This window comes from Hyphomonas sp. (assembly GCF_036964145.1).
Lineage (GTDB): Bacteria > Pseudomonadota > Alphaproteobacteria > Caulobacterales > Hyphomonadaceae > Hyphomonas.
Genome location: NZ_JBALUC010000005.1, coordinates 52,504 through 70,162 on the forward strand (window position 1 = coordinate 52,504; position 17,659 = coordinate 70,162).

Consider the following 17,659-nt stretch of genomic DNA (forward strand, 5'->3'; position numbering starts at 1 on the left):
GGAAGACGGAAAGCAACTTCATGGCGACTGATTTGACGTCCCTGCTCGAAGGCGGGGTAATCATCCCTTCTTTGGAGGCGAAAAGCCGCAAACAGGCAATTCACGCGCTCGCCGAGGCCCTGGCCGACGCGACGGGGATTGGTCTGCGCGAGATCGAGGACGCGGTCATGGAACGCGAGCGCCTCGGATCGACCGGTGTTGGCGAAGGCGTTGCCATTCCGCATGCCCGGCTGGACGGCATTGAAGCGCCCGTTGGCGGCTATCTCAGACTGGTCCACGGCGTCGATTTCGAAGCCATCGATGACCGGCCCTGCGATCTTGTCTTCATGTTGCTGGCCCCGAAATCCTCTGGTGCCGACCATTTGCGGGCACTCGCCCAGGTCAGCCGTACCTTCCGTCAGAGCGCCGTGCGCGATGCCCTGCGCGAAGCCGGCACGGTTGACGAGGTTAAGGCCATTGTCTGCCGCGAGGCCGCCGAACAATCGGCCTGAGACCGCGCTTCAACACCCTGAATTGAAAAAGCCCGCCGAAGATTTTCGGCGGGCTTTTCATTTGGAGGCTTTGTGTCCGATCAGCCTTCGCTGGGCTGCTGCTCGGAGAAACCGCGCAGCTTCAGCAGCGGCTCAATGGTCGGGTCTGAGCCACGGAAATTCCGGTAAAGCTCGTCTGCTTCGCGCAGGCCACCGGACTCGTAGACCCACTTCTTCAACTGGGCCGAAAGCTCAGGGTCATAAATGTCGCCCGTGTCGCGGAAGGCGGTGAAGCCGTCAGCGTCGAGGATTTCAGACCAGAGATAGGCGTAATAGCCGGCCGAATAGCCGCCGGCGAAGATGTGGCTGAAATACTGGCTGCGATAGCGCGGCTCGATCTCCGGGATCAGGCCATACTCTTCCAGCACCTTCTGCTCGAACTCACGGGCGTCCGTAATCTCTGCCGCCTCTTCGGAAGTCAGCATGTGCCAGCGCAGGTCGAGCAGCGAGGCGGCAATGAATTCCGTCGTCTTGAAGCCCTGGTTGAACGTTGCGGCGGCATTCATCTTGTCGATGAGTTCCAACGGGATCGGTTCGCTGGTTTCATAATGATTTGCATAAGTGGCCAGCACTTCCGGCGCGCCGGCCCAATGCTCCAGAATCTGAGCCGGGAATTCGGTATAGTCTCGCGGACCATCCACCCCGGAGAAGGTTGAATAACGGATCTGCGTGAGCAGGCCATGCAGGCCATGTCCGAATTCGTGGAACAGGGTCTCCACTTCGTCGAACCGCATCAGGGTCGGCTCGCCTTCGGGTGGCTTGATCAGGTTCAGATTGTTGGTGATGATCGGGCGGATATTGTTGCCGTTGACGTTGGACGTGTCGCGGAACGAGCTCATCCAGGCGCCGCCCCGTTTGGAATCGCGGGCATACATGTCGGCCATGAACAGGCCGAGATGCTCGCCCGTTTCTGCGTCCTTGACGTCATAGGCCGTGACGTCAGGATTCCAGCTCTCGACCTCGACCGGCTCCAGCGTGACGCCGAGCAGTTTCGAGGCCACGTCAGATGCGCCCGCGCGCACGGCGCCGAGTTCGAAATACGGCTTCAGCGCATTATCGTCGAAGGCATACAGTTCCTGCCGGACCTTTTCGGCATAGTGCCACCAGTCATAGCCGGCAATCTGGAACTCATCGCCAACCATGTCCTGCATGGCGGCGCGTTCTTCCTTCGCCCGCTCAATGCCTGGCTCCCACACACGCAGGAGGAATTCCTCGGCGCCTTTGGGTGTTTTCGCCATCCGCGTTTCCAACTGGTAATGCGCATGCGATTTGTAGCCCATCAGCTCGGCGCGTTTGGCGCGCAACTGGGCAATCTTGATCGCGAGCGGGCCATTGTCATACTCGCCTTCGGAGGCGCGCAGGCGATAGCCGTCAAACAGTTTTGCGCGCAGATCGCGGTTTTCGCTCTGCGTCATGAAGGTCTCGTAGACGGACCGGTCGACGGTCAGGACCCATTTGTCCTCCCCCTCGACTTTCAGGGCGCTCTTGAAGTCATCCGACAGGCCGGCCAACTCCGCTTCGTCCGTGATCTCGATCTTGAAGGCCTTGGTCGACAGCAGCAAATTGCGGCCGAATTTCGTGGTCAGGCCGGACAGTTCTTCATTGATCGCGGCGACTTCGGCCTTGGTCTCCGGCGACAGGGCCGCGCCATTGCGCAGGAATTCACGATGCGTCAGCTCCAGCAGACGGGCGTCCTGCTCGTCCAGGCCGAGGCGGTCGCGCTGGTCATAGACTGCCTGAACGCGTTTGAAGAGGTCTTCATTGAAGCTGATCGCATTGGTCTCGCGGGTCAGCATGGGCCAGATTTCAGCTTCCAGATCGCTCAGCGTGTCATTCGTGTCGGTATTGGTGATGTTGCTGAAGACATTCAGGACCTTGTTCAGAGAGGCCCCCGCCGTATCGAGCGCGACGACCGTATTCTCGAAGGTCGGTGCATCAGGATTGCTCACAATCGCATCAATATCAGCGCGAAGCTCGAGAATGGCTTTCTTGGTCGCTGGCATATAGTGCTCGTCGCGAATGTCTGCGAAGGGCGGCACGCCATAGGGCGTGTCCCACTCCTGCCGGAATGGATTGCCTTCGAGTTCAGCGTCCGTCACGACGATCTCCGGCAGGCCCTGCGCTTCGACAGGCGTTTCGGCCTCAGCCGACATCGCAGGGGCATCAGTCTTGGTGTCACAAGCCGACAGCGAAAGCGCGATCGCCGCAGCGCCGCCTGACAGGAGATATTTTATCTGCATAATGTCCTCGTGAGTTGTTTCATACCGTTTAGCGATAAAATGCAGCAAGAACCAGTCACCAATTCCCCTCCTTCTGGAAGATATTACGCATTCGCACGATACTTGGCCGTCCCGCGCTGATCTTGGGCGCCCCATGAGCCCCTGACCTGGCGGCCCCTATCGGTCGGTGCGGACAACAAGGAAGTCATCGAGATCGGGCACCCGGCCGAAGGCAATCTTTGCGCCTGCATACCCGCCGGGCGGCTCTTTCCGCGGGCCAAGCGACACAACACACCCGCCATTGCGGGAATTCAGGACATCCATGGCATCCGTCACACGCTCCCACCGGGAGCGTTCAGCGGCCTTGTTGGCGTGCTCGAAGAGATCTGCACTGACCTCGCCGGGCTGACTGATATGGTGGAGCATCACAGAGACCTTCTTCAGGCGTCGCCCCTCCAGTGCCCTGATTCCGGCATCGTAAACTTCGCAGGCCTTCCGGAGAAAGGTGTGATCGTCCCGCGCCGGAAAGAAGGTCGTCTCTCCTCCCCAGCGCATCCCGTCCTGTGTGCCGATGGAAACGTGCAGCGCGCTGGCCAGATACCCTTCCCGGCGCAGGCGTCGGGCCGCCTTGGCCGTCAGCAATCGCAGGCAGTCACGGGCATTTTCCGGCTGGCGCCAATCCGATGAAAGGATACGCCCGTGCCCGAACATGCGGCGCACGGTTTCCGGCCGTGCCACCGCATAGCCTCGCAACTGGGCCCACATACGCTCACCCTCCACGCTGTTCCAGATGGCGCGCGCCTGCTTGGGCGAGAGGTTCCAGAGCTGTTCGACCGTATAGATCCCGGCGCGCTCAAGCCGGGCATGCATGCGGCCTGAAATACCGGGAAGGTCTTGCAGTTCCAGTTCGAACAACCGGCCTGGCAGGTCTTCCGGGCGCAGCATGACGAACCCTTCTGGCTTGTTCATTTCTGCCGCGACTTTCGCCAGGAACTGGTTTGGCGCGAGGCCGATGGAGGCGGTCAGGCAAGGTCCGACATTCTCCTTGAGGCCCCGGCGGATATTCGCGGCGATCTCCTCCCCCCGCCCCCGCTCGGACCCGATCAGGGTGCATTCCATTTCATCGACAGACCAGACTTTCCGGACCGGGACATGCCGGTCGAGCTCTTCAAGGATCTTGTGGTGAAGCTTCACATACTCATCATGCCGGGCGACCGGCAGGGCGATCTCCGGGCACAGCGCGCGGGCCTCCTTTACGGATGTCCCACGCTTCAGGCCAAACGCCTTGGCCAGATAGCACCGGGCAATCAGGCTCGTATGGTCTGACGCCAGCGGCACCACCCCGACAGGACGGCCGCGCAGCTCAGGGCGCAGGTGTTTTTCCGCATTTGCAAAAAAGGCATCAAAGTCGATATAGAGAGACTCAATCTCTGTCGGCAAACGCATGGCTATATCCCGGACACAAAAGTGAACATAAAGAGAACATTTGCCCGGTCAGAGTCAAGCGACATCCGCGCCCCGAAAGGATTTCCGGCATGATCCTGAGACCGCCCAATGCGGACGAGCTGCAGTCCCTGTCGGACATGTGCCTCCGGTCGAAATCGGTCTGGAACTATGACGATGCCATGCTCGACGCGTTTCGCAGTGAACTCACCCTGACCGAAGAGGATCTGGAAAAAGACGCCATCGTCGTGGCCGAGGACCGGCGCGGCGTGGCCGGGCTGGCCGAGATCTCTGTCGATGAGACTGGCAGGAGCCATCTCGACAAATTGTTCGTGGAGCCGACCCGGCTTGGGGAAGGCACGGGCAAGATGCTGTATGTCTGGGCCTGCCGCTTTGCGCAGGGCCTCGGCGCATATGAATTGGTGATCGACGCGGACCCGGACGCAGCGCCCTTCTACATCCATATGGGCGCCGAACAGACTGGCGAAACCGAGTCCGGCTCCATTCCGGGACGCTACCTGCCCCGGCTGGTTCACAGGCTGTAGGAACGGATGACCGACCCCCACGCGCCCCTGCCCCAGATCCTGGTTGATGCGGATGCCTGCCCGGTCAAGGACGAGGTCTACAAGGTCGCGCTGCGCCATGATGTGCCGGTGGTGATCGTCGCCAATTCCTATATCCGCATCCCCGAGCACCGGCTCGTCAGCCGCAAGATCGTCTCCGACGGGTTCGATGCGGCGGATGACTGGATCGCGGAAGCCTCCACGCCGGAGTCCGTGGTCATCACGGCGGACATCCTGCTGGCGGACCGGTCCCTGAAAGCGGGCGCCACCGTTATCTCGCCCACAGGCAAGCCGTTCACCGATGCGTCCATCGGCAATGCCGTCGCGGTGCGGGCCATTCATTCCGACCTGCGCGCTGGTCTGGGGGACGGCATTGCGCGCGGCCCTGCCCCCTTCTCCAAGGCGGATCGGTCGCGGTTTCTCTCCGCGCTGGATGTGGCGCTGGTCGCCCTGAAGAAAGCCCATCGCTGATCGCGTGCAGCGTGCTGAGACACTTGCCCTTAACGCCTGAAGTGCTACAGCCTCGCCATGAACGGCATTACTCTTCACAAGGGCGACCTGCCCGCTGGTATCGACTTTGGCCCGGTTGTGGCGGTCGACACCGAGGCCATGGGCCTGAACCTGTTGCGCGACAATCTCACGCTCGTCCAGCTCTCGTCCGGCGACGGCACGGCGCATCTGGTGCAGCTGGATCGTGATTATGACTGTCCGAACCTCAAAAGAATCCTGACCGATCCCGACGTGCTGAAACTGTTTCATTTCGCCCGCTTTGACGTGGCGATGATGAAACGCTGGATGGGCATTGATTGCGCGCCGATCTGGTGCACCAAGATCGCCTCCAAACTGGCGCGCACCTATACCGACCGTCATGGACTGAAGGATGTGGCGCGCGAGATCGCCGGCGCCGACATGTCCAAGGCCCAGCAGAGCTCCGATTGGGGATCGCGCGAATTGTCCGATGCGCAGCTCCAATATGCCGCGTCCGACGTGCTCTACCTGCACAAGATCAAGGATGGTCTGGAGGCAATGCTGAAACGCGAAGGCCGGCTCGACTTGGCCGAGGCCTGTTTCGCGTTCCTGCCGATCCGTGCAGCGCTTGATCTGTCGGGCTGGGGCGAAACGGATATTTTCGCGCACAGCTGACGCGCTCGCCATGCCTTCGCCGCTTTTGTTTCAGAGGCTGGTCCGCTAAACGTCCCCGTGTAGTTACAGAAGCAGGCCCCTCTTATTCATGGACGCCGTCAAGCATCACGATCCGGCATCATTATGGGCTCCGCGGCGCCAGCTGACACTGGCCCAGGCGCGCAAGCGGTCGCAGGGTGTGCGTCTCCTGCGCCTCGCCTTCTCGGCCTGCGCAGCGATTTCGATCGGCCTGTTCCTCGGTTACATCGTGCGCAGCGCCATCGCGAAGGATGCAACCCCGGTCCAGGTGGCGCAGGGCGAAACCGTTACCATGCTGAACCCGCGCTTTTCCGGGCGGGATTCCGTTGGCCAGAGCTTCAACATCACGGCAGATGCCGCGCGGCGGCGCCAGACCACCGGCACACTGGTCGACCTGGTGAATCCCATCCTTACGGACCAGACAGGCAGCGAGATCCGCGCGCCCTCCGGCATGTATGATCGCGACGCCGGCATTCTGGAACTCTATGAGGATGTCCGCATTTCGGATGCGAACGGGTTCACCTTCATGACATCCGGCGCGCGCGTCTTCGTCGATGAAGGCCGCGTCGAGGGTCTATCGCCGCTGCAAGGCAGAGGCCCCCTTGGCGATATCAGCTGTGACTCGTATGAAGTTCTGGAGGATGGCAACCGCGTCATCTGCAAAGGTAATGTCAAAACGGTGCTGTATCCTGCCCCGGCAGACACAAATGAAACGAATGAAGGTGAGACAGATGGCTCTCAATAAGGTTCTTGTTTCGCTGGCCGCCCTGGCAGCCTTCACGCTGCCGGCGATGGCGCAAATCTCGTCGGAAGGCGGTCCGATCTATATCAATTCGGAGCGTACCGAGAGCCTTGAGCGCGAACGCAAAGTGCTGCTGATCGGCAATGTCGACATCCAACAGGGCGATGCCCGGCTGCGCGCCGACACGGTCACCATGATCTTTGCCGAGAGACCGGCGGGCGCCACGCAGACCACCAGCGTCGGCGGCGGCTTTGGCCAGGTCCAGACCATGATCGCAGAGGGCAACGTCTTCTACATCACCGCCGACATGAAGGCGAAGGGTGATCGCGGCGTCTATGACGCGGCCAGCGACATCATCACCATGACCGGAAATGTGGCCCTGTTGCGCGAGCGTGACGTGGCCGAGGGCGCTGTCCTGCGGGTCGAGATCGGCAACCGCCGAACCACGCTGGATGGCGGCGATGGCCGCACCCGCATGGTGATCGATCCGGACAATCAGCCCGCAAACAACTGAATAAATTTTAGCGGGATCGTGAAGCCGATCTTAAGTATGTAAGGGTATGCCTGTTTCCGGGTGGCAAAATCCCAGTGGATTGAGGGAATTTAGCAGAGATGACGGATTCGGCCGAAGGCCTTGTCGTTAACAATATTGCCAAGTCATTTGGCAAGCGACAGGTCGTGCGAGACGTATCTCTGAGCCTTCAACGCGGGGAAATTGTCGGCCTGCTTGGACCCAATGGGGCCGGCAAGACGACCTGCTTTTACATGATCATGGGCCTCATCAGCGCAGATTCGGGAACGATCTCGATTGATGGGGAAGACGTAACCCGTCTGCCCATGTACCAACGCGCACGCCTCGGCGTGGGCTATCTTCCTCAGGAAGCCTCGATTTTTCGGGGCATGACGGTGGAAGAAAATGTGATGGCCGTTGCGGAACTGGTCGAAAAAGACCGGGCGAAGCGAATGGCTCAGGTCGATAGCCTGCTCAGCGAATTGCACGTGGAACACCTTCGTGGCCAAGCGGCCACATCCCTGTCCGGAGGCGAACGCCGCCGGGTGGAGATTGCCCGTGCGCTCGCATCCCGTCCGAGCTTCATGCTACTGGATGAACCGTTCACCGGTATCGACCCGCTCGCCATTTCCGACATTTCCGATCTTGTCCGCTATCTGAAGCAACGCGGCCTGGGTGTCCTGATCACGGACCACCAGGTGCGCGAAACCTTGCAGATCGTCGACAAGGCCTATGTGATGTATGAAGGTGAAGTCCTGTTTGATGGTACGCCGGAAGACGTGCTGACGAATGAAGACGTGCGCAGGGTCTATCTGGGTGAACAGTTCGCCGCTTGAGGAAAGGCGCGGGCTTGGGAATGAAACAGTCACTCGACATGCGCCAGGGCCAGTCCCTGGTTATGACGCCGCAGCTCCAGCAGGCGATCAAGCTGTTGCAGCTTTCCAATCAGGAACTCACCGAATTCGTTGAAGCGGAGATTGAGCGCAATCCCCTGCTGAACAAGGCCGAGGAAGACACGTCCAGCGAGTCCGAAAGCCCGAAGGCGGACAATCGTGAACAACTCTCACTGGATGAATCCTCCGGTCTGGGCGCCGCGCGCGACCAGCTTGATGCGCCGGGCGAGGACGTCTACGAACCGGGCACAGGCTCTGACGCCGCAATGCCCGCCGGCAGTTCCGGCCCATCCGCCAAAACCGACTGGTCAGGCGCCAGCGGGGGGGGCTCCGGCGAGGATTTCGACTACACGGCCAATGTCAGCTCCGAAATATCCCTGCACGAACATCTGCACACGCAGCTGAACCTTGCCGGCCTGTCCGCAGCTGACCGCCTGATCGCGGCGCGCCTGATCGACGAGACAGACGATACCGGCTATTTGCGCGCCGACCTTGATGAAGTGGCCACGGCGCTCGGCGCCGACATCGCGAATGTCGAGGCAGTGCTGAATATCTGCCAGGGCTTTGACCCGACCGGCGTGATGGCCCGTTCAATTCCGGAATGCCTCGGCCTGCAGCTGAAAGAGCTCGGCCGCTACGATCCGGCCATGGAAGCCATGGTCAAGAATTTGCAGCTTGTCGCCAAGCACGATCTCAAGGGCCTTGCCGAGATCTGCGGTGTCGACAAGGAAGACCTGCTCGACATGATGACCGAGCTGCGCCAGCTGTCGCCCAAGCCGGGATCGAATTTTGCGGGCGATGCCTCCGTGGCGGTGACGCCGGACGTGTTTGTGCGGGAAATGCCGAATGGCATGTACGCGGTGGAGCTGAATTCCGAAAACCTTCCGCGTGTCCTGATGGACAAGGCCTATTACGCGGAAGTCACGGCCCTGCCGATGCGCGACAAGGAGAAGGAATTCATTTCCGAATGTGCCGCCTCCGCCACCTGGCTGATCAAGTCGCTCGACCAGCGCGCACGTACCATTCTGAAAGTGGCCAGCGAGATTGTGCGCCAGCAGGACGCCTTCTTCGCGCATGGCGTTGCGCATTTGCGTCCGCTGAACCTGAAACAGGTGGCTGATGCCATCGAGATGCATGAATCCACGGTCAGCCGTGTGACGACGAACAAATACATGTCGACCCCGCGCGGCCTGTTCGAGCTGAAATACTTCTTCTCCGCCTCGATTCCGGCAACGGGTGGCGGCGAGGCCCACTCGGCCGAGGCCGTCCGCCACCGGATCAAGATGCTGATCGACAGTGAAGAGCCGGACAATGTGCTCTCCGACGACCAGATTGTGGAAATCCTCACCGGCTATGGTGTCGATATCGCCCGCCGGACGGTGGCAAAGTATCGCGAGAGCCTGAACATTCCCTCCAGCGTCCAGCGCCGTCGCATCAACCGCGCCAGCGCCTAGGCCCTATTCTGCCTTTGGCACCTCTGTCATCGCCGGATCAAACATCGCATTGAGATATGCGGCGAGACGAACGCCGCCCTTGCTCATCTGCTGGTTCAGGATTGGCCGGGCCATATAGGCATAATCATAGGACAGGATTTCGGACTCTGGATAGATGGTGTCGCGAATGGCCGCGCTCTCGTCGGCCCACTGCGCTGGCATGGCAGCGCCCCACTCTCCAAGATTCGCCGGGGTGATTTTCTGGATCAGCCAGTTGGCCCATTCGGTATAGGAGAGCTCTTCATACTGAATGAGCTTTTCGTCCCAGACCTCGTGCAAATTCGACATTTCTTCAAAGAAGACGACATCGACCCAGTTCCCGCCCCGGTCGGTGCCGTTGCCGGCGTGAAGTGGTTGCTGGAGATCCCCGACAAGGTGCACGATGAACCGCAGCGCCAGCTGGCGCTCCTCAAGGGACGCGGCAGGATCGAGCACAGTGGCCCGGAAATTCGCGAGCGCCGTGATGGCGTCTCCGTTCGCGGGGGGCGTCACATCCGCATAGGTCTGCCCTTCCGGGATCGTGACATAATGCCAGGGATTGGCTTCCGAGCGCCAGAAGGAGTCGGGATTGGAACGCATATAGTCTGGCCAGTCGGCAGCTTCGGCGAGCCCTTCCGGCCCGAGAATGTCTTCGATGGCTGTTGCAGCGGGTTCGCTGAGATAGGTCGTGGCGACCTCTCCCACGATCCGGTGGCCAGTCTTGCCCCAGGCCGATGCCGGAAGGGCGAGCGCCGTCACAGCCAGCGCGCTGACAATCAATCGAAACATGGGAATCCTCCAACCTTCAAAACCAAATCCCAGAAAGCCCTAGCGGGGGCATACGTCAATTGCATGAAGGCGCCTGCGCCTGATCCTCAGAGATAGGGGTCGAGATCGAGGCGCTTCGGCAGACTGGGTTGTGCGCCGGGCCTGGTGCAGGCCACGGCCCCCGCAGCAACCGCAAAGGCGAGCGCCTCCTGAGGAGACTGGCCTTCAATCAGGCCGACCGTGAGGGCTGCGGTAAACGTGTCCCCTGCCCCGACCGTATCGACCACAGTCACTTTCGGCGGAGTTGCCCGGGCAATCTCCTTACCCTTTCGCCAGAGCGTCGCGCCTTCGCTGCCGAGCGAGATGGCGATGCAGGCCTCAAGCTGATGCAGCGCGCCGCCATAAAAGGCGGCTTCGGTCTCATTCACGCTGATCAGGTCAGCTTCGGCGAGCAATTCCTCCGGCACCTCCATGGCGGGCGCGAGGTTCAGGCTGACAAAGCCCGTGGCCTTGCGCGCCGCAGCGAGCAGCGTGTCCGCGCTGACCTCAAGCACGCCCATCATGTGTTCGGTCTCCACGAATTCGACATCTGCCGGGCGCAAGACGGCATTCGCGCCGGGGCAGACCACGATCTGGTTCTCGCCATCCATGGACACAGCGATCAGGGCAACGCCGGTTGTCTCCCCATTCACGTGCTGGACGCTGGACAGGTCAACGCCGCCTGCCTGCAGGAGTTTCAGCGCCTCCCCGGCCATCTCGTCAGCGCCAACCGCCCCCACGAGGCGAACATCTGCGCCAAGCCGCCGCGCGGCCAGCGCCTGGTTCGCGCCCTTCCCGCCCGGATGGCGCGCAAGCTTTGCGCCTGTCACGGTCTCGCCCGGCCGGGGCAGTTTCGGCCCGGTGGCCACGATATCGAGATTGATGGACCCAACGACGGTAATCATGACGCCTCCAGCAAATTCTTCACCAGCGCAAAGAAGCCATCCGCGTCTGCCTTGGTGATCCAGGTATGGCGACCGGCTTCAAGTCTGGACGGACGCGTCTGACCAAACCGCGCCCCGGACTCCGTTTCGACCGTCACATCTGCCTTGCGGCCCTCAAACAGATGCGGCGCGAGCAGGTAGGCAATGGTCGAAGGATCATGCATCGGAGTGCGCTTGCCCTTCCATTTCTGTTCCAGGGCATTCGCGGCCTCCAGCAGCTGGACCATGATGCGCGGCCGGTCGCCATCCAGTGTGCGGAAGGGGGCCAGATGGGAGTCGAGCGCCCGAACCTGATGCGTCACATCCAGAGAGAGAATTGTGGCTGACGCCTCACTCCCCAGAACAACAGCCGCCGCATGGGGGTCTGCAAAGACATTGAATTCGGCAAAGGGCGTGATGTTGCCGCCCTCGCTGTCAGCGCCGCCCATCAGGACCAGTTGGTCGATATTCGCCGCAATATCCGGCGCCATGATGAGCGCCGTCGCGAGATTGGTCATCGGCCCCGTCATCACAATCGACAGGCCCTTCGGCCCGGCGGCGCGGAGCAGATCGATCAGCGCGTTGACGGCATGCGCTTCGGCAAGCGGCGTTTCCGGCTCAAACGGTTCAAGCCCGGCAATCCCGCTTTCACCATGGAAATCCTCCGCAGTGACCGGCGTGCGCACCATCGGACGCGGGCACCCGGCATGGACCGGAATCTCCTTGCGGCCCATCAGGTCGCACATCATGCGCGCATTCCGGCTGGTCAGGTGCAGCGGGACATTGCCCGCCACCGCCGTGATCGCGCGTACATCGAGATCGGGGCTGGCCAGCGCCATCATCAGCATGACGGCATCATCCACACCAGGATCACAATCAATTATAAGAGGAATACGAGACATCTGGCTCCGAGGGATCAGGCAATCGAGTGACAAGACTGACGACAATGCCTAAGCAGGAAGCCCGCACTTGGCCAGAGGATACCTGCGTGACCAACCCCTCCCCTTTCCTGATCGAGCGGCTGCAGGCCGCCGCCAGTGCTGCACGCGAACACGCCCATGCCCCCTATTCCAAATTCAAGGTTGGCGCCGCCGTCCTTGATGATCAGGGGCGCGTTTTCGCGGGATGCAATATGGAGAATGCGGCCTATCCGCTTGGCACCTGCGCCGAAGCTGTCGCGCTGGGCGCCATGGTGGTGGCGGGCGGCAAGACCTGCACACATGTGCTCGTCATCGGCGGCGAGGGCGACCTGTCCCCCTGCGGCGGTTGCCGCCAGCGGATCGCCGAATTGTGCAGCCCGGACTGCGTTGTGTACGCGCTTGCCGCGGACGGAACGGCGCTCAAGGAATGGAAAATGGCAGACCTGCTGCCACACGCCTTTGAGCTTGATCGCTAGATGTTTTCGGCTTCCCGTTCGGCGTCGCGCGCCTGAAGGTCTGCGATGGCGTCAAGGTAACGCTGGCTGAGCTCCGGGCTTTCCAGGTCCAGTCCCATCGCCTCCAGCGCCATTTGCGTCGTCACCTTCTGCCGCCGCCGTCCCATGAGACGCGCCACCATACGGCTTTCCGCGATGAGTTTGCCCTTGCTGTGAAAGCGATGGCGGAAGCAGATGTAGCAATCCTGCCAGCCCACCAGCTGGGTCGTCAGCTCGAATTTCTGCGGGAATTTCATCATCCGGTAGAAGGTGATGGATTCATGCTGGATGATCGGGCTCCAGCCGCGCTTGCGGTAGGTCATCAGCGCGCCCGTCCGGCCCATATAATTCATGGTCCCCAGATCGGTGAAGGACGAATAGCGCGAATTCGTCATATGCCCCAACGGATCCTGATCGCCGATCCAGACGGCCGACCGGATCGTGTGCACATCCATCAGCCCCGTCCGGTTCTTCGTGAAGAAGGCGGGAAGAAATATACGAAGAAACCTGAAGAACAGATTCATGGACTTACTCTACCTCGTGCACACCAGATCATGGTAAACAGAGATTTCGTCCTGAAGCATCAGATCACGCTGCGTCATTGGGATCCCCTCGTCTTGCGCGCTCACCTGTAACGGAGTGAGCCGGCACAGAGGGCCTCAGCAAGTCGCGGGCCAGAATTGCAGTAAACATTACGCAAGGCAGAAAAAAACCGGCACATTCTGTGCCGGTTTCAGTCTTGATGGAGAAGCACCAGAGCGTTGCTTCATTTAGTCTATGCGTGAGAGGCCTCCCGGTTCCTTTTTCAGGAAATGCCTTGGTTAACGGGCCCCTCGCCGGCATTAACACGCGACCGGCCATACAGGATCAGGAGCGCAACCAGCCCGATGGAAGTGCCCTGACTGGAAAAAAGTTCGAGCATGAGCGCGAAGAACCAGCCGGGAATGGAGGTGCGTGTCTGGGCCTCGACGAGGATGTCACCCGTGCCGGTGCCGAGCAGTTCGGCATTGGCTGTTTCGATCCGAACCAGGAGGTCGTCGCGTCGGCGCGCCAGACCCAACTCGTTCTGGGCATCCCGATAAGGCTTCTGGTGTGTCCGCCCCACGCGCTCGACTTCCTCAATATAGGCTTCCAGCCCCTCAACCGAGCGCGTTTCGGGCGGTATGCCCTCCAGCTGACGCCGCCAGTCGGCGATCTGTGTTTGAAGAACGTCCCGGTTTGACCCGGCACGTACCAGCTCCGCCTCGGCCGCCTGATTGTTCGCGGCGATGTACATTTGCGTTCCGACAATGGACGTCCCGCCACCAGCAAGCGCAAACAACAGCGCGCGCACGCCTTCTTTCATCCGGTGATTGGCGCTGTGCCAGTAGAAGAAGGTGAAGCCGCCGAACGAGATGATCGCCGCAATCACGCCGGTCCATCCCCACACGCCCGACTGGAGCGGATCCGCGACCGATTGGGAAAAGGCCTGGTAGTTTGCAAAGCCGGACAGGGCAGCCGCAGCGAGGCCCGCCCCCAGGAAGACAAGCGCCAAGAGCGTAATGATAATTCGCTCGCCCATATTACGGCCCTCGCGGGCTGCCTTGCGCGCCTGCTTTTCCTCCTGCCGCATTTCCTTTTCGGACCGGACCCGCTGCCCTTCCCCCAGATGCATCACCTTGGGCTCAGCCCGCACCACGGCCTGGGTCGCGCGAACAGGCGCTTCGGAGAACTCGGCATCGAGTATGGCCGGTGCCTGGGCTTCATGCGCCAGGTCACCGCTCTCCAATGCGCGGACAAGGTCGCGGAACGAGCCGGACTGTCCGCAATTGCTGCAATGGAATCTTTCGGTTCGCTGGTTCAGCGTGAGGCTGTTGTCGCCAGCCTCGATACAGTCCTGCGTCAGACGGCAGACGCTTTTCAGCTCGGCCTCATCCTGGCTGGAATCCAGATCCAGCCCGAGGTCGCGGAGCCGTTGCAGATCAAATTGGCGACGGTCGTCCGCCATGCAGCGCCTCCCACAATAGCCCGGCACATGTTCCCGACGTGTTCTAGCGGGTTCAGGGCCGGTTCGTCACCCCCGGACCGCACGTTCCGGTCACGACTGCGTCAACGATGAGGTTCCATCTTTACGACAACCGTCTTGCGGCTTTAAGTCTGTGTTAATCCGGCCCGCCGGACATTTCTAAAAAACCAGGGCCCGCACAAGTGAGCTTTCAGGAGGAACTTCAATGACACTGCCGCGCTCGCTCGCCATTCCAAAGACATGGAAGAATTTCAACCATGCGAGCTTCTTTTCGGCCTTTGGCTATCCGGCGCTCGGCCTCGCCCTGTTCATCACCATGGTCGTGCTCGGCCTTGCCCTGACACAGCTGACCTTCCACTGGTGGTACGTTCCGCTGGCCATCGCCGTGATCGGCGCCTCGATCTTCGTTTGCAATGCCGGCATCGGACCGCTTCACCGCATCCTGCAGCATCGCGCAGGCGAACTGGCAATGCCCGGCCAGATCGTGACCATGCTGAATCTCGTTATCGCCATGCAGGGCAATGTGAAGGACTGGGTGAACTATCACTCCCAGCACCATCGCTTTTCAGACAAGCCGGGCGATCCGCACAATCCGTTCGAGTCCAAGCGCTGGGCATGGGTCGGCTGGATCCTTTGGCGTGACCACCGCGACACCCAGCGCCCTCTGGCAATGTGGTTGAAGAACCAGCCTGCTGTAGTGTGGATGGACCGCTTCTATAATGAGATCAGCCTCGTCGTTCATCTTGTGATCCCGGCCGCGATCTATCTGATCGTCTGGGCCGCTGGTGGCTCATTGCTGCTAACTGCACTGATCCATGCGTCGGTTGTGATTGGCCGCGCCATTCAGTTCCATGCCACCGTTTATGGCATCAACGTGCTGGGCCATCTGAAAACCCCAATCTGGGCTGACCATATGATGGCGCTGTTGACAGGCGGCGAAGCCTTCCACGACCATCACCACGACCAGCCCATCAGCGCGCTACACCGTCCGCGCCGCGGCGTCTGGAACCGGATTGTCGACTATAATGGCACGATCCTTCTGGTCATGGAAAAGATCGGATGGGTGCGAAATCTGAAAATCGCGCCCCAGTTCGCCTGACTCGTCGATCCTGAAATTTCAGGTCAGGGCAGCGAAAATGAACAGCTGCTCATATTCACCGGGTGCGGACAGTCGTTCGCACCCGATTTCCTTTCTAACAACGCGTTAATGCCACATGTGCGCCTGATTTCGCCCGGAGATTAACTTGCATCAGGCCGGGTGGCCCGATGTAGATTTCTGGACAGGGACGCACGCATGAAAAAGCTCATCACAACACTCGCCGCCGGCGCAGCCGCCATCGCCCTGATGGGGCCGGCTTCGGCCAAGATACCTGCCCCGGAGCCGGATGATGATCCGGGGGCGGTGCATTCCTACATCCTGCTCGACCGCACCGGCTCGATGAGCAGCATCTGGGACGAAGCCCTCACTTCGGTGAATGCCTACGCAGCCAGCGTCGGTGAGGCCGAAGAAGGGGAGATCGAGGGCAGCGACATCGAAACCGATGTAACGCTCGCCGTTTTCGATTTCCAGGACGGGATGCAATTCGATGTCCTGCGTGAAAAGGTCATCGCCGAGGACTGGAGCGATGTCACCAATGAGGAAGCCAATCCGCGCGGCATGACGCCGCTCTTCGATGCCATCGGGCGCATGGTGTCGCTGGCGGAAGCCGACGATCCAGAGAAGGCCGTCATCGTCATCATGACGGACGGGCTGGAAAACTCCTCTCGCGAATTGACCCGGGACGGCGTGAAGGCCGCACTCGACCGCGCCGAAGCCAAGGGCTGGGAAGTCGTTTTTCTCGGCGCCGAGTTTGCCCGCTTTGACGATGCCGAAGCCGTTGGGGTCTCCGCCTCGAAAACCATGGCCGTCGGCCAGGGCTCGATGCAGGATTCCATGTCGGCGCTGGCCAAGAAATCCCGCGCCTATGGCAAGGGCGAGGAAGCAGAGATCATCTTCAATGACGAAGATCGCGCGATTGCTGACGAGGAAGGCGTAAAACAACGCAAGGGACAGTAAAGGGGACGACCGGGAGCCGGGCTCCCTTTCCGTCCTCGTAGCCCGCTTCCATTAAAGAGGCCCGCCCCCGAGAACCGGGAGCGGGCCTTTGAAGCGTTTCTGAAACGGCGTGAACCGATCAGCGCGGAGCCATGCGAATGGAACCGTCGAGGCGCACGTCTTCGCCGTTGAAGTAGCCATTGGTGATCATCTCGCAGGCGAGCGATGCATACTCGTCCGGATTGCCGAGACGGGCCGGGTTTGGCACCGAGGCGGCCAGCGCCTGTTTCACATTGTCCGGTGCGCCCTGCATCAGCGGGGTGTTGAAGATGCCCGGCAGGATCGTGTTGACGCGGATCAGTTCGCGGGCAAGATCGCGCGCGATTGGCAGGGTCATGCCGACCACACCGCCCTTGGAAGCCGAGTAGGATGCCTGTCCCATCTGGCCGTCTTCCGCGGCAACAGACGCCGTGTTCACGATTGCGCCGCGCTCGCCTTCAATTGGATCCAGCGTCATCATGCCAGCCGCAGACTTTGCGATGCAGCGGAATGTGCCGACAAGGTTGATCTGAATAATCATGTTGAACTTGTCGAGCGGGAAGTGGGTGATCTCGCCTGTCTCGCGGTTGCGGCTGGCCGTCTTGATGGCGTTGCCCGTGCCGGCACAATTGACGAGGATGCGTTCCTGGCCGATGGCGGCGCGGGATTTGGCAAAACCGGCGTCTACAGACTCTTCATCTGTGACGTTCACCTTGCAGAAGACACCACCGAGTTCCTTGGCGAGAGCTTCGCCCTTCTCTTCATTGAGATCGAAAAGAGCGACTTTGACGCCCTGCGAAGCCAGTTTACGAGCGGTTGCAGCACCGAGGCCGGACGCGCCACCTGTAATAACGGCAGAGATATTCGAGTTCAGTTCCATGGGCTGCTGCCCTCCCTTGTTT

19 protein-coding genes are annotated in these 17,659 nt (G+C 60.8%); 11 read left to right on the forward strand and 8 right to left on the reverse strand.

The window, feature by feature from the left end; all coding sequences use genetic code 11:
* The first annotated feature begins 20 nt into the window (after window positions 1-20).
* Complete coding sequence (locus V7660_RS14485) at window positions 21-491, forward strand: PTS sugar transporter subunit IIA (RefSeq protein ID WP_335603766.1); 471 nt, start codon at window positions 21-23, stop codon at window positions 489-491.
* 80 nt (window positions 492-571) lie between these two features.
* Here the strand turns inward: V7660_RS14485 and V7660_RS14490 are convergent, their stop codons facing one another.
* Together V7660_RS14490 and V7660_RS14495 are read right to left on the reverse strand one after the other, a co-directional pair.
* Entirely contained in the window at window positions 572-2,770 is a 2,199-nt protein-coding gene (locus tag V7660_RS14490) for a M3 family metallopeptidase (RefSeq protein WP_335603767.1), read from the reverse strand.
* A 156-nt stretch (window positions 2,771-2,926) separates the two neighbouring features.
* The gene (locus V7660_RS14495) at window positions 2,927-4,195 is read right to left on the reverse strand and encodes a Y-family DNA polymerase (RefSeq protein ID WP_335603768.1); all 1,269 of its coding nucleotides are present in this window, start codon (window positions 4,193-4,195) and stop codon (window positions 2,927-2,929) included.
* A gap of 89 nt (window positions 4,196-4,284) precedes the next feature.
* Here V7660_RS14495 and V7660_RS14500 point away from each other — a divergent pair, with 89 nt between their 5' ends.
* The 7 genes from V7660_RS14500 to rpoN all read left to right on the forward strand — a co-directional run bounded on the left by V7660_RS14500 (window position 4,285) and on the right by rpoN (window position 9,516).
* Complete coding sequence (locus V7660_RS14500; RefSeq protein ID WP_335603769.1) at window positions 4,285-4,737, forward strand: GNAT family N-acetyltransferase; 453 nt, start codon at window positions 4,285-4,287, stop codon at window positions 4,735-4,737.
* 6 nt (window positions 4,738-4,743) lie between these two features.
* A complete protein-coding gene (locus tag V7660_RS14505; protein ID WP_335603770.1) occupies window positions 4,744-5,226 on the forward strand; it encodes a YaiI/YqxD family protein in 483 nt (160 codons plus the stop codon).
* Window positions 5,227-5,283: 57 nt separating this feature from the next.
* Window positions 5,284-5,898, forward strand: coding sequence for a ribonuclease D (locus V7660_RS14510; protein ID WP_335603771.1), 615 nt, complete (start codon window positions 5,284-5,286; stop codon window positions 5,896-5,898).
* Window positions 5,899-5,986: 88 nt separating this feature from the next.
* Window positions 5,987-6,661 carry an LPS export ABC transporter periplasmic protein LptC gene (gene lptC, locus V7660_RS14515; protein ID WP_335603772.1) on the forward strand — a complete coding sequence of 225 codons (675 nt, stop codon included), beginning with the start codon at window positions 5,987-5,989 and terminating at the stop codon, window positions 6,659-6,661.
* On the forward strand, window positions 6,648-7,172 hold the full coding sequence (locus tag V7660_RS14520; protein ID WP_335603773.1) for an LptA/OstA family protein: 525 nt from the start codon (window positions 6,648-6,650) through the stop codon (window positions 7,170-7,172). Before lptC ends, V7660_RS14520 begins: the two co-directional genes overlap by 14 nt.
* 98 nt (window positions 7,173-7,270) lie before the next feature.
* Window positions 7,271-8,005 (forward strand): LPS export ABC transporter ATP-binding protein, encoded by a 735-nt coding sequence (gene lptB / locus V7660_RS14525; RefSeq protein ID WP_335603774.1) that lies wholly within the window; start codon window positions 7,271-7,273, stop codon window positions 8,003-8,005.
* A gap of 20 nt (window positions 8,006-8,025) precedes the next feature.
* Window positions 8,026-9,516 (forward strand): RNA polymerase factor sigma-54, encoded by a 1,491-nt coding sequence (gene rpoN, locus V7660_RS14530; RefSeq protein ID WP_335603775.1) that lies wholly within the window; start codon window positions 8,026-8,028, stop codon window positions 9,514-9,516.
* Window positions 9,517-9,519: 3 nt separating this feature from the next.
* On the opposite strand, the gene V7660_RS14535 is transcribed toward rpoN, so the two are convergent.
* From V7660_RS14535 to V7660_RS14545, 3 genes are all read right to left on the reverse strand, one after another.
* The gene (locus V7660_RS14535) at window positions 9,520-10,323 is read right to left on the reverse strand and encodes a S1/P1 nuclease (RefSeq protein WP_335603776.1); all 804 of its coding nucleotides are present in this window, start codon (window positions 10,321-10,323) and stop codon (window positions 9,520-9,522) included.
* 86 nt (window positions 10,324-10,409) lie between these two features.
* Window positions 10,410-11,246 carry a ribokinase gene (locus V7660_RS14540; protein ID WP_335603777.1) on the reverse strand — a complete coding sequence of 279 codons (837 nt, stop codon included), beginning with the start codon at window positions 11,244-11,246 and terminating at the stop codon, window positions 10,410-10,412.
* Window positions 11,243-12,166 carry a nucleoside hydrolase gene (locus V7660_RS14545; RefSeq protein ID WP_335603778.1) on the reverse strand — a complete coding sequence of 308 codons (924 nt, stop codon included), beginning with the start codon at window positions 12,164-12,166 and terminating at the stop codon, window positions 11,243-11,245. The genes V7660_RS14540 and V7660_RS14545 overlap by 4 nt, the downstream gene beginning before the upstream one ends.
* A gap of 86 nt (window positions 12,167-12,252) precedes the next feature.
* On the opposite strand from V7660_RS14545, the gene cdd reads away from it, so the two are divergent.
* Window positions 12,253-12,660, forward strand: coding sequence for a cytidine deaminase (gene cdd / locus V7660_RS14550; protein WP_335603779.1), 408 nt, complete (start codon window positions 12,253-12,255; stop codon window positions 12,658-12,660).
* On the opposite strand, the gene V7660_RS14555 is transcribed toward cdd, so the two are convergent.
* Together V7660_RS14555 and V7660_RS14560 are read right to left on the reverse strand one after the other, a co-directional pair.
* On the reverse strand, window positions 12,657-13,202 hold the full coding sequence (locus V7660_RS14555; protein ID WP_335603780.1) for a thioesterase family protein: 546 nt from the start codon (window positions 13,200-13,202) through the stop codon (window positions 12,657-12,659). The genes cdd and V7660_RS14555 overlap by 4 nt on opposite strands.
* A 281-nt stretch (window positions 13,203-13,483) precedes the next feature.
* Entirely contained in the window at window positions 13,484-14,665 is a 1,182-nt protein-coding gene (locus V7660_RS14560) for a hypothetical protein (RefSeq protein WP_335603781.1), read from the reverse strand.
* Window positions 14,666-14,888: 223 nt separating this feature from the next.
* Between V7660_RS14560 and V7660_RS14565 the strand changes: the two genes are divergently transcribed.
* Together V7660_RS14565 and V7660_RS14570 are read left to right on the forward strand one after the other, a co-directional pair.
* Window positions 14,889-15,782: an acyl-CoA desaturase gene (locus V7660_RS14565; RefSeq protein ID WP_335603782.1), complete on the forward strand. Its 894-nt coding sequence runs from the start codon at window positions 14,889-14,891 to the stop codon at window positions 15,780-15,782.
* Between the two features lie 195 nt (window positions 15,783-15,977).
* Window positions 15,978-16,739, forward strand: a complete 762-nt coding sequence (locus V7660_RS14570; protein WP_335603783.1) for a VWA domain-containing protein — start codon at window positions 15,978-15,980, stop codon at window positions 16,737-16,739.
* 118 nt (window positions 16,740-16,857) lie between these two features.
* Here the strand turns inward: V7660_RS14570 and V7660_RS14575 are convergent, their stop codons facing one another.
* Window positions 16,858-17,637, reverse strand: coding sequence for an SDR family NAD(P)-dependent oxidoreductase (locus V7660_RS14575; RefSeq protein ID WP_335603784.1), 780 nt, complete (start codon window positions 17,635-17,637; stop codon window positions 16,858-16,860).
* Between the last annotated feature and the right edge of the window lie 22 nt (window positions 17,638-17,659).

Excerpts from the sequence above, each read along its gene's own strand:
- V7660_RS14485 (WP_335603766.1), top strand. The coding sequence starts at position 21 with ATGGCGACTGATTTGACGTCCCTGCTCGAAGGCGGGGTAATCATCCCT.
- V7660_RS14490 (WP_335603767.1), bottom strand. The coding sequence starts at position 2,770 with ATGCAGATAAAATATCTCCTGTCAGGCGGCGCTGCGGCGATCGCGCTT.
- V7660_RS14495 (WP_335603768.1), bottom strand. The coding sequence starts at position 4,195 with ATGCGTTTGCCGACAGAGATTGAGTCTCTCTATATCGACTTTGATGCC.
- V7660_RS14500 (WP_335603769.1), top strand. The coding sequence starts at position 4,285 with ATGATCCTGAGACCGCCCAATGCGGACGAGCTGCAGTCCCTGTCGGAC.
- V7660_RS14505 (WP_335603770.1), top strand. The coding sequence starts at position 4,744 with ATGACCGACCCCCACGCGCCCCTGCCCCAGATCCTGGTTGATGCGGAT.
- V7660_RS14510 (WP_335603771.1), top strand. The coding sequence starts at position 5,284 with ATGAACGGCATTACTCTTCACAAGGGCGACCTGCCCGCTGGTATCGAC.
- lptC (WP_335603772.1), top strand. The coding sequence starts at position 5,987 with ATGGACGCCGTCAAGCATCACGATCCGGCATCATTATGGGCTCCGCGG.
- V7660_RS14520 (WP_335603773.1), top strand. The coding sequence starts at position 6,648 with ATGGCTCTCAATAAGGTTCTTGTTTCGCTGGCCGCCCTGGCAGCCTTC.
- lptB (WP_335603774.1), top strand. The coding sequence starts at position 7,271 with ATGACGGATTCGGCCGAAGGCCTTGTCGTTAACAATATTGCCAAGTCA.
- rpoN (WP_335603775.1), top strand. The coding sequence starts at position 8,026 with ATGAAACAGTCACTCGACATGCGCCAGGGCCAGTCCCTGGTTATGACG.
- V7660_RS14535 (WP_335603776.1), bottom strand. The coding sequence starts at position 10,323 with ATGTTTCGATTGATTGTCAGCGCGCTGGCTGTGACGGCGCTCGCCCTT.
- V7660_RS14540 (WP_335603777.1), bottom strand. The coding sequence starts at position 11,246 with ATGATTACCGTCGTTGGGTCCATCAATCTCGATATCGTGGCCACCGGG.
- V7660_RS14545 (WP_335603778.1), bottom strand. The coding sequence starts at position 12,166 with ATGTCTCGTATTCCTCTTATAATTGATTGTGATCCTGGTGTGGATGAT.
- V7660_RS14555 (WP_335603780.1), bottom strand. The coding sequence starts at position 13,202 with ATGAATCTGTTCTTCAGGTTTCTTCGTATATTTCTTCCCGCCTTCTTC.
- V7660_RS14560 (WP_335603781.1), bottom strand. The coding sequence starts at position 14,665 with ATGGCGGACGACCGTCGCCAATTTGATCTGCAACGGCTCCGCGACCTC.
- V7660_RS14565 (WP_335603782.1), top strand. The coding sequence starts at position 14,889 with ATGACACTGCCGCGCTCGCTCGCCATTCCAAAGACATGGAAGAATTTC.
- V7660_RS14570 (WP_335603783.1), top strand. The coding sequence starts at position 15,978 with ATGAAAAAGCTCATCACAACACTCGCCGCCGGCGCAGCCGCCATCGCC.
- V7660_RS14575 (WP_335603784.1), bottom strand. The coding sequence starts at position 17,637 with ATGGAACTGAACTCGAATATCTCTGCCGTTATTACAGGTGGCGCGTCC.